At 42.1% G+C, this 1,685-nt stretch carries 2 protein-coding genes; both read left to right on the top strand.

Annotated features, from left to right (window positions below; genetic code table 11):
* Positions 1 to 876: permease (locus tag SMIDD26_RS05910; RefSeq protein ID WP_134990178.1), on the top strand; the 876-nt coding region annotated here is incomplete at its 5' end.
* Positions 873 to 1,685, top strand: an 813-nt coding sequence (locus SMIDD26_RS05905; protein ID WP_061439463.1) for a TIGR03943 family putative permease subunit, incomplete at its 3' end; no start/stop codon positions are given. The genes SMIDD26_RS05910 and SMIDD26_RS05905, both read left to right, overlap by 4 nt.

Raw genomic sequence — 1,685 nt, 5'->3', positions numbered from 1 at the left:
GTGCTTCAGACTGGGGCTATTTTCCTCTCCATTATCATTGAAGCCCTTCCCTTCGTTCTGATCGGAAGTATTGTTTCAGGACTGATTGAGGTTTATATCACACCTGAAAAGGTTTATCATTTTCTCCCTCGAAATCGTTGGGGGAGAATCTTTTTTGGAACCTTCGTTGGGATACTTTTCCCTTCTTGTGAATGTGGAATCGTCCCCATTATCAATCGTTTTCTGGAAAAGAAGGTCCCCAGTTACACGGCTGTTCCCTTTCTTGTAACAGCACCTGTTATCAATCCCATTGTTCTCTTTGCGACCTATTCTGCCTTTGGCAACTCCTTCCATATCGCCCTGTTACGAGCTCTGGGTTCCATTCTTGTAGCTGTGATACTTGGGATTTTTCTAGGATTTTTCTGGCAAGAACCAATTCAAAAAGAAAATCGTCTGGCCTGTCATGAGCACGATTTTTCTCACTTGAGCCCTGCAAAAAAGGGGGTTCAGGTCTTTGTGCAGGCCATTGATGAATTTTTTGATACGGGGCGTTATTTGGTATTTGGCTGTCTCTTTGCTTCTATAATACAGGTCTATGTTCCGACACGGATTCTGACCTCTATCAGTGCGACCCCTCTTTTTGCCATCCTTCTTTTGATGCTTTTGGCCTTTCTTCTTTCGCTCTGTAGTGAGGCAGATGCCTTTATCGGGGCTTCTCTTCTCTCGAGTTTCGGATTGGCACCAGTTCTGGCCTTTCTGGTGATTGGCCCAATGCTGGATATCAAAAATATTCTCATGATGAAAAATTACTTGAAAGCACGATTTATCAGTCACTTCATAACGATTGTAACTCTTGTCGTCTTAGTCTATTCTCTCTTGATTGGAGTCATCCTATGATTCGATTTTTAGTTTTAGCTGGCTATTTTGAACTGACCATTTATCTCCATCTGTCGGGCAAATTAAACCAGTACATCAACATGCACTATTCCTATCTGGCCTATATCTCCATGGTGCTTTCCTTTATCTTGGCAATTGTTCAATTGTATATCTGGATGAAGCGAGTCAAAACCCACAGTCATCTGAATAGCCGATTAGCTAAAGGAACTAGTATTGCTCTTCTGGCTATTCCAATTGTCGTTGGCTTAACTTTTCCAACTGTTAGCTTGGATTCTCAGACCGTTTCAGCCAAAGGATATCATTTCCCCTTATCAGAAGGCACGGATCTGGCCATTCAGACAAGTGAAGGGACAACCAGCCAATATCTGAAACCAGATACTAGTTCTTATTTTTCAAAATCAGCCTATGAAAAGGAAATGCGAACGGCGGCGGATAAATACTTATCCCAAGATAGCATTAACATTACTAACGAAAACTATATGGAAGTCATGGAAGCTATCTACGACTATCCAGATGAGTTTGAGGGCAAGACAATCCAGTTTACAGGCTTTGTCTATAACGACCCCAGTCATGCCAATAGTCAATTTCTGTTCCGCTTCGGCATTATTCACTGTATCGCGGATTCAGGTGTCTATGGCTTACTGACCAAGGGAAATACCCGGCAGTATGAAAACAACACTTGGATTACGGCCAAAGGAAAACTGATCAATCACTACCATAAAGAACTCAAACAAAACCTTCCAACCTTGGAAATCGACAGCTTTACCAAAGTCGATAAACCAGAGAATCCCTATGTGTATCGCGTGTTT

Origin of the sequence: Streptococcus mitis (assembly GCF_001579035.1) — a bacterium.
In the GTDB taxonomy this organism is placed as follows: Bacteria; Bacillota; Bacilli; order Lactobacillales; family Streptococcaceae; genus Streptococcus; species Streptococcus mitis_J.
Note: the sequence above shows the minus strand (reverse complement) of the source record. Positions and strands in the feature narration are given on the sequence as shown.